Genomic DNA, 8,407 nt, shown 5'->3' with positions numbered 1-8,407 from the left:
GCATCGACACCGATGACAGCGTGCTGCCAGCCGCCACGGTGATACATGACTGGCGTCTGCTCGGCCGCACCCTGCTCAACGCCGGCAGCGTCGGTGGCCAGATCTGGAAGATCCGCCTGGCACCGCCGGCTGATGTCGATTGGCAGGCCGGCGACATCCTGCATATCGCACCACGCCACGACGCGATGCATGTGCACGCGGTGCTTCGGGCGCATGGCCTCGATCCCCTGCAACCGGTGCTGATCGACGGTGCTGCGAAAACGCTGTTGGAACTGGCCAGTGAACGCGTGCTACCCGAAGCTGGCAGTGCATTGCGAGTACAGGATGCAGGCCTGTGGCTGTCAGGCCTGCCGTCGCTGCCCGGGCGTGAATACTCCATCGCCTCATGCGCCGCCGATGGCGAGGTGGAACTGGTGGTCCGGCTGGTTCGCGACGCAGCCGGCCGCGCGGGCCTGGGCTCGGGCTGGCTGGCGCTGCATGCGCCGTTGGAGGGTGCGGTTGCGGCCCGCGTGCATCGCAACCCGGGCTTCCATCGGCAGCCGGGCACGCCGATGGTGCTGATCGGCAACGGAACCGGCATTGCCGGCCTGCGCAGCCTGCTGCGCGAAGCCGCGCATCACGGCGAGCACGGTCATTGGCTGCTGTTCGGCGAGCGTCAGCGTGCGCACGACTTCCTGTTTGCCGACGAGATCATCCGATGGCAGGCTGACGCGCATCTGCTGCGGTTTGATCAGTCGTACTCGCGTGATGTGGACGATGGCAGCTACGTGCAGCATCGCCTGCACGCTGCGGTGGATGAACTGCACGCGTGGCTGGCACGCGGTGCAGTGATCCATGTATGTGGATCGCTGCATGGCATGGCCGAAGGCGTGGACCAGGTGCTGCGCGAGGCACTGGGCGATGAAGCGGTGGAACTGCTGCTGGAGAACGGACGTTACCGGCGTGACGTGTATTGAGTCCGTTCGCCGGGCATGGCCCGGCGCTACCCGTCATGGGTTTCAACGGTAGCGCCGGGCCATGCCCGGCGAAGGCGATCAGGCCATCACGCCGCCGCCCGCGCCCGTCGCTCGGGCTGTAGTCGGAACGCCGCCACCGCTTCGGCCAGCGCCTGCACCTGGGCCTGCATCTGCGCGGTCGATGCGCCGGCCTCTTCCACCAGGCTCGCATTGCGCTGCGTGCTGGCCTCCATCTGCACGACGGTCTGGTTCACTTGGGCGATGCCCGCATGCTGTTCGTGCGAAGCACTACGGATACCGGCCAGCAGCCCGGCCAACTGCTGCACGCTGCTGACGATTTCGTCCATCGTGGTGCCCGCCTGCTCGGCCTGCGTACTGCCCTGGCCTACCCGCGCCATCGAATCCTCGATCAGTACCTTGATCTGCTTGGCCGCATCCGCGCTGCGCTGGGCCAGCAAGCGCACTTCGGCCGCCACCACCGCGAAGCTGCGGCCCTGCTCGCCTGCACGCGCGGCCTCCACTGCCGCGTTGAGGGCCAGGATATTGGTCTGGAACGCGATGCCATCGATCAGCTGGATGATGTCGCCGATGCGCCGCGACGACGCGCTGATGCCGTGCATGGTCGCCACCACCTGGCCGACCGCAGCGCCGCCGCGCTCGGCAATCTTGGCGGCGTCGCGCACCAGTCCGTCAGCACGCCCCGCGGCGTCGGCATTGCGGCCGACGGTGTCAGTCAGCTCATGCATCGATGCCGCGGTTTCCTCCAGGTTGGCCGCCTGCTGCTCGGTGCGCTGGGACAGATCCTGATGACCGGCGACGATCTCGCTGACACCCACATCCAGGCGCACCGTGGCCTGCTGGATACGGGTGACGATGTGGCCCAGCTGCGCGACAGTGGCGTTGGCATCGTCACGCATGCGCGCGAACACGCCCTGCAGCTCGCCCTCCATGCGCACGCTCAGGTCGCCGCGTGCCAGTGCGGCCAGCAGCGCCTGCAGGTCGCCCAGGTTGGTCTCGAAAGTGGACAGCAGGCGATTGATGCTGGTCGACAGCGTGCGTACGAACCCGTGCTTGCCGTCCAGCGCGATGCGCCCTTGCAGCTCGCCATGCGCCGCTGCATCGACCAGCGCCGCCATTTCGGTTTCCAGCAGCGTTTCCAGCGCGCGGCTGCGCCATTCCACCGCAACGCCAAGGAAGTGGTCGTCCTCGACGATGGCATTGGCGATCAACTGGTAGCGGGTACCGGCGTGGCCGATCTCACGCTCTTCGCGCTGACGGACACCGATCAGGCCCGCCAGCGCCGGATGCAGGCGGACCGCGTCGCTGCCGAGCAATGTCTCTGCGGGAAGCGCCAGCAGCTGCAGCAGCGCCGGGTTGGCGTAGGCCACCTGCCCTTCCGCATCAACCACCATCAGGCCGGTCTGGGCGCTGTCCAGCGCCTGCCGGACGCGCGTGTTGCCGCGTGCCATCGCGCGTTCGGTCTCGGTACGCGCACGCAGGCGTTGCTGCATGTCGACCAGGCGCTGCGCGAGCTGGCCGATCTCATCGTTGGCGTTGTGCACGCGCAGCGTGGTGTCGAGCCGATCATCCGCGATATCGCCTGCAAAGCGCAGGGTGTCCTGGATCGGTCGACGCACCGCGCGCACCACCAGTACCAGGCTGGTGATCAGCACGCCGGCCACCAGCAGCAGGGTAGCCACGAACAGCACGCTGGCCATCCTTGCACCCGATCGCTGGCGCAGTTGTGCCTGTTCCAGTGCTGCAACCTGGGCCTGCTGGAAGGCGGCCAATGCCGGGCCGACGGCTGCCGCGGTCTCCAGCAGCGACTGCGCCTCCACATCCAGGCCGACACGCGCGGCGGTATAGCCCAGCAACGCGGCCTGGTAGGCTTCCATGCCGTTGCGCACGCGCTCCTGCACGTCGGCTGGCAGGCCGGCCAATGCCAGGTCGAAGGGCAGCTTTTCTTCGCTGGCGCGATCGGCGTGGGTGGAATCACCATCGAGCAGCAGCAACGCTTCCTGACGTCGCATCCGCTGCACATGCAGGGACAGCGCTGGGCGCTCCAGCGCATCCACCTGCGTCTGCAGTGCGTCGGCAGCCTGCTGCAGCTGTGCGGCCAGACCAGCGTCGCCGCGTCCCATCTCATCCACGCGCTCGAACAACGCGGCGATGCCCTGTGAGAATGCGTCGACAGCCTCGGTCATCGCCTGCAGCACCTTGCGCCGGCCCGCGTCCATCGGCATTCCCCGCAACGCCTGCAGGTCCTGCTTCAACATCTGTTGCGTGGCCAGCAACTGGCTGCGGTCCGCATCATCGAAGCTGCGCGCATACTGGGTCTGCAGGCGCCGGGCCTCGGCCACCCGGGCTGCCAGCGAAGCGACGCGGTCACTGCCGTGCTGGTAGCTGGCCTGGTCGCGGGCCGACTGCGTACTCGCATGGCTGGTCCAGGCGTGGACGGCGGCGATGGCCACCAGGCCCAGGCTGCAGACCAGCAGGGTCGCCTTGAGCTTGTCGGCGACGCTGAGCCGATGTGGCTGCAGCCAGCGCAGCAGGCCTGGGAAACGGGAACGCAACCCGACAACGCGGCTACGCAGGGACCGAAGGTGGGGAACGACGGCCGACATGACAGACTCCAGGCGGAAGGACGCACCTGTATCGGCTGGATTCAAGGCAACTTTAGAGCCGTTTTTCAACACCGGGCCAGCCCTGCGATTTGTACGGTGGGCAAGCGACGAGGGGATGACAAAGCAGATGTTCATTTCTCAACTGCTGAGAATCACAGCTGATAGAAAGGCATTTCATACAGCCCTAGCCCGGAGCAATCGCAAACATGCTCAGCAGCCCAGTGCTCGCCCAGATCCAAACCCTTGGCATCCCCGTCGGGATCGGCGCTCTCGTAGTTGTCCTTGCGCCTGTCTTGCGCTGGTTTCTAGGTCCCCCAATGGATAGCTTCCACCGATGGAGGGAATCAAAGCACCGGGATCGCGAGTACTTCCTGAAGATTGCCGATCAGTCGGAGAATGATCTGGAAGCAAGTTGGGTAAGGGAGTCTTTGCTGCAAGAGGCCTTTCGACAGCGCCATGGCTTGCTCGTCGAACGCGAGGAGCGACTGGTTTACTCCAGTCTCATGCGCCGCTACTCACCAAGCATCAAATGGCGCCATATCAGAGGCATCAGCACGCTGGCGCGGCGCAGCGAGGACGGCACTGGCATCGAGTTTCATATGCCTTCACATGAACGCCGCTGGCGATACATCGCTGCCACGGCCGGTACCGTCTTCTATCTATTCGGAAGTTTCCTCCTGTTGGAAGGCCTTCTTTCCGCCATGCACGGCTCTTGGGCGGGAATCGTTGTGGGCTTGCCGATAGCAGTAATGGGCGCCGTTACAACTCGCGTATCCCTCTTTGCGATGCAGAGCTACGATGCTATTGGAAGGACCATCCGCGGCAAGGAGCGCGAGGAGTTCATGCTGATTCCAATCCCTGAACCGGGCAGTCAAAGAGATCGCCTCACCCAGAAAGTCCCATTAGAGGCAACACCGCGCCGCCGCGCTTGACCTTTACCCCGGTTGCGGTAGCACAGTGGAGCCCCCCGCCCGTGGTGCCTGCCATGTCCATCGACGTCCCCCGTTACCTGCAGCGCCTGCAGCTGGATGCCCCGCCACCGCTCACCCTGGCCGGGCTGACCCTGCTGCAGCAGCGCCACAACGCCCTGCTGCCGTTCGAGACCCTGACCAGCCTGCTGCGCGACGCGGTCGACATCGACCTGGACAGCGTCCAGCACAAGCTGCTGCACGCGCAGCGCGGCGGCTACTGCTTCGAACTCAATGGCGCGTTCCTGGCCCTGCTGCAGGCCTTGGGCTTCGATGCGCAGCCACTGAGCGCACGGGTACTGCTGTCGGCTGTCGATGGCGAGCTGACCGCGCGTACGCACCTGCTGCTGCGGGTGCGTCTGCAGGAAGCGGACTGGTTGGTCGATACCGGCTTCGGCAGCCTGACCCCGACCGTGCCATTGCGCCTGCATGAGACCGCAGTGCAGGACACACCGCACGAGCGCTACCGCGTGCGGCGGCTGGAGGATGGCGACTTCATGCTCGCCGCCGAGGCGGGGGATGACTGGCGGGCGCTGTACCGCTTCGACCTGCAGCCACCGGCGCCGATCGATAACGAAGTGGGCAACTGGTACGTGTGTACGCACCCGCAGTCGAGCTTCCCCGGCCAACTGCGTGCATCACTGACCGGGCCGGATTGGCGACGCACCATCGGCAGCGGCAACTACACCGAATATCGCCCGGGCCAGGTGCCGGCCAAGCGCCCGCTGCGTGATGTACAGGACGTGCGCGAGGTGCTGCAGCAGGGTTTCGGCATGCGCCTTCCGGATGATCCGCGATTGGATCCGGCCATTGCCGACTGGCTGCAGCGATCGCGCGCCGCGTCCGTGTAGAGCCACGCGATGTTCGGCTGCTGACCTCAGGGCTATGGGGTGACGGGCGCCTGCAGGGCGATCCGGTTGCCTTCGCTGTCGCGGATCTCGGCCACCCGCCAGTCACCGGCCACGTCCGGGCCAAAGCACAGCACCGCGCCAGCCTGAAGGACACGCTGCAGGCTGTCATCCAGATCGTCCACGCTCAGATAGATGCGCGGCCCCTGCTCCGAGGGCAGGTAGTCAGCACCGTGCACCAGCGCCATGCTGGCACCAGCGTCCCTATCGTTGAATGGCAGGTACGCCATCCGGCAGTCGTGCACGGTGATCGGCGTATCGATGTCCACCTGCAGCCATTGCCGGTAGAACGCCATGGCACGGTCCAGGTCGGCAACGGGAACTTCAACGTGCAGGATGGGATTCATGGTGATCAGGCTGGGCGTGCAGGCGGATGAAACACAGGATCGCAGCTCTGCACAGCACACGATACGGCCACAGGTGGCATGCTGGGCAGCCCGACACCGAGCTGGAACCGCCCATGTCCTTGGCCGATCACCGTCATGCGTTGGCACCACTGGGCTTCCTGCGCGTTGCCATCAACCTCGGCAACCCGGTGCTGGCCCAGGGCGACGCCGATGTACCACGCGGGCCATCGGTGGAACTGGCCACCGCGCTGGCACAGCGGCTGGGTGTGCAGGCCCGCTTCAGTTGCCACGACGCGGCCGCATCGGTGGTGGCAGCGGCGAGCGACGATGCGTGGGACCTGGCCTTCCTGGCGGTGGACCCGGCACGCGCCGACCGCATTGCCTTCAGTGCACCGTATGTGGAGATCGAAGGAACCTACCTGGTGCGCGATGACAGTCCAGCACAGCAGGTGGCAGATCTCGATCGCGCCGGGCTACGCATCGCGGTGGGCCGCGGTGCCGCCTACGATCTGTTCCTCAGCCGCCAGCTGCGTCAGGCAACGATTGAACGTGCCGACACCTCGGCCGCCGCCATCACCCTGTTCGACCAGCAGCGGCTGGATGCAGCGGCCGGCGTACGCCAACCCCTGCAGGCCTGGGCACAGGCACACGTCGGCCATCGCGTGCTGGCAGATCGCTTCACCGTGATCCAGCAGGCGGTCGCAGCGCCCGTTGCTCGATCCGCGGCGGCGTTGCAGGCACTGTTCGCGGAAGTGGAAGCGATCAAGGCCGGGCCGCTGCTGGGCGAGGCCTTCGCACGTGCCGGGCAGGCAGTCACGCTGGTGCGCTGACGCACACGCGACAGCATCGCGCCTGCGCGACGGGCGCTATCCCGCGTCGGCGGCCTGCATGTGCCGCACATGCTCGGCTGCCTGCGCGTGCAACCACTCGCGGAAGGCCAGGAAACCACGGTGGCGTACCGAGCGCTGCGGGTACACCAGCCAATGCGGCCATGCGGTTTTCAGGCGCAGGTCCGACAACGCAACCAACTGGCCGGAATCCAGCAGCAGGCGCGCCCGCGTGACCCGCCCCAGCGCAACACCGACGCCGTCCAGTGCAGCGCGATGGTGGGCTTCGGAATCATCCAGCACCGCCACGTACCGCGCGGGTGGGCGCTGCCCGGTCAGCGCGAACCATGCGCCCCACGCGCCATCAGGATCTCCCAGCAGCGGCCACTGCGCCAACGGTACGTGGCCGATGCCGCCCATGCGCTCGATCAGTGCCGGGCTGGCCATCGGCAGCAGCCATTCGTCGAACAACGGTTCGACCACCAGCCCCGGCCATTGTCCGCTGCCCAGCCGCAGCGCAGCATCGAACTGCAGTTGCCTGTCGAAGTCGATCAGTCGTTCGCTCGATTGCAGATTGATTTCGATCTGTGGATGCGCCGCCACGAAATTGCCCAGCCGTGGCACCAGCCATGCGCTGGCCATCGACGGCACGGCGCTGAGGGTGAGCACATGCTCCGGCCGCGCGGCGTACGGCTGGAAAGCTTCGTTGATCGCATCCAGATGGGGGCCGACCTGATCCAGCAGGCGCTGTCCTTCCAGGGTCAAGGCCACACCGCGTGCCTGCCGGATCAGCAGCGGCTGGCCCAGGCGTTCTTCGAGCTGGCGCATCTGATGGCTGAGCGCACTGACCGTCAGGTTCATCGATGCGGCGGCGCGGGACAGGTTGCCCAGGCGTGCGGCAGCGACGAAGCCCTGCAGGGCATGCAGCGGTGGGCGGGACATAAGCCTTGAATTCCTCTCAAGTCGACCTTGCGGAAATGTCGCTTTTTGCGCCCCCATGCTGCCCGTATCGTGCATTCCACTCAAGTGGAGGCACGATCATGAACATCTTCAGCGGTCTGTTGTTCCTGCAGGGTCACGTGACCAACGTTGCCCTGGCCCAGCGCCTGGCCGAACCCGTTCCCGCAGCGCCCGATGCGCGCCGGGCACCGCGGCCGGCCAACGTCCCGGCCACCTCGGGAGGTGTCACCACCCGCGCTGCAGGTGTTCCGGCAACCACGGCTCGGGATCGATAGCGAGCGCGCGATACGCATCGATGGCTTCGCGCAGTGCGGCCACACCGACCGGCGAGCGCAGGCTTTCCTCTTCCGGCACCTGCGCTGCGGACCAGTCATGCAGCCGGTCCAGACGCTGGACCATCGCCGCCCGCAGCCACGGCCGCAGCGGATACGTGTGATAGCCCTGCTGTGCCAGCGCACGTACCGCCTCGGCCAATCCTGCGTTGGCCCCGCGCACCCATTCGGTGCGCCCACCGGCCTTATCCTGCACCGTCATCGGTGCCGGCGCACGATGCAGCTTGAAGGGCCGGCGCAACTGCAGTTCCAGGTCACGCGCATCCCGCTCGGATTCGGCCTCGACCAGCGCACCCGCTTCCAGATCGAAGAATTCGAACCAGCGTCGATGCAGCGCACTGATCCGGCCCAGCGGATCGCGCGAGAAACCAATCTTCGCGTAGTCCTCCCAGGCACAGGGAAAGACATAGGCGAACACGCGGCCATCGATGCGGATATCGGAGTCCATCGGCGCACGATGACGATGCCCGCATGTGCGGAACGTG

At 66.4% G+C, this 8,407-nt stretch carries 7 protein-coding genes and 1 pseudogene; 4 read left to right on the top strand and 4 right to left on the bottom strand.

What is annotated here, in order from left to right; translation table 11 throughout:
- Positions 1-956, top strand: a pseudogene (locus DBR20_RS23550) (iron-uptake factor); the annotation flags it as partial.
- Between the two features lie 86 nt (positions 957-1,042).
- On the opposite strand, the gene DBR20_RS20155 reads toward DBR20_RS23550, so the two are convergent.
- Positions 1,043-3,580, bottom strand: a complete 2,538-nt coding sequence (locus tag DBR20_RS20155; RefSeq protein WP_108267994.1) for a methyl-accepting chemotaxis protein — start codon at positions 3,578-3,580, stop codon at positions 1,043-1,045.
- Positions 3,581-3,897: 317 nt separating this feature from the next.
- Between DBR20_RS20155 and DBR20_RS20150 the strand changes: the two genes are divergently transcribed.
- Positions 3,898-4,512 (top strand): hypothetical protein, encoded by a 615-nt coding sequence (locus DBR20_RS20150; RefSeq protein WP_146187065.1) that lies wholly within the window; start codon positions 3,898-3,900, stop codon positions 4,510-4,512.
- 53 nt (positions 4,513-4,565) lie between these two features.
- A complete protein-coding gene (locus DBR20_RS20145) occupies positions 4,566-5,399 on the top strand; it encodes an arylamine N-acetyltransferase (protein ID WP_108267990.1) in 834 nt (277 codons plus the stop codon).
- A gap of 32 nt (positions 5,400-5,431) precedes the next feature.
- Here the strand turns inward: DBR20_RS20145 and DBR20_RS20140 are convergent, their stop codons facing one another.
- Positions 5,432-5,803 carry a VOC family protein gene (locus tag DBR20_RS20140; RefSeq protein WP_108267988.1) on the bottom strand — a complete coding sequence of 124 codons (372 nt, stop codon included), beginning with the start codon at positions 5,801-5,803 and terminating at the stop codon, positions 5,432-5,434.
- Positions 5,804-5,916: 113 nt separating this feature from the next.
- Here DBR20_RS20140 and DBR20_RS20135 point away from each other — a divergent pair, with 113 nt between their 5' ends.
- Complete coding sequence (locus tag DBR20_RS20135; protein ID WP_108267986.1) at positions 5,917-6,633, top strand: transporter substrate-binding domain-containing protein; 717 nt, start codon at positions 5,917-5,919, stop codon at positions 6,631-6,633.
- Between the two features lie 36 nt (positions 6,634-6,669).
- Here DBR20_RS20135 and DBR20_RS20130 read toward each other — a convergent pair whose 3' ends face one another.
- Positions 6,670-7,572 carry a LysR substrate-binding domain-containing protein gene (locus DBR20_RS20130; protein ID WP_108267984.1) on the bottom strand — a complete coding sequence of 301 codons (903 nt, stop codon included), beginning with the start codon at positions 7,570-7,572 and terminating at the stop codon, positions 6,670-6,672.
- Between the two features lie 243 nt (positions 7,573-7,815).
- The gene (locus DBR20_RS20120) at positions 7,816-8,370 is read right to left on the bottom strand and encodes a GIY-YIG nuclease family protein (RefSeq protein ID WP_108267980.1); all 555 of its coding nucleotides are present in this window, start codon (positions 8,368-8,370) and stop codon (positions 7,816-7,818) included.
- Between the last annotated feature and the right edge of the window lie 37 nt (positions 8,371-8,407).

Origin of the sequence: Stenotrophomonas sp. HMWF023 (assembly GCF_003060985.1) — a bacterium.
Taxonomy (GTDB): domain Bacteria; phylum Pseudomonadota; class Gammaproteobacteria; order Xanthomonadales; family Xanthomonadaceae; genus Stenotrophomonas; species Stenotrophomonas lactitubi.
The sequence above is the reverse complement of the archived record's forward strand: the minus strand, read 5'-3'. Positions and strand labels throughout refer to the sequence as shown.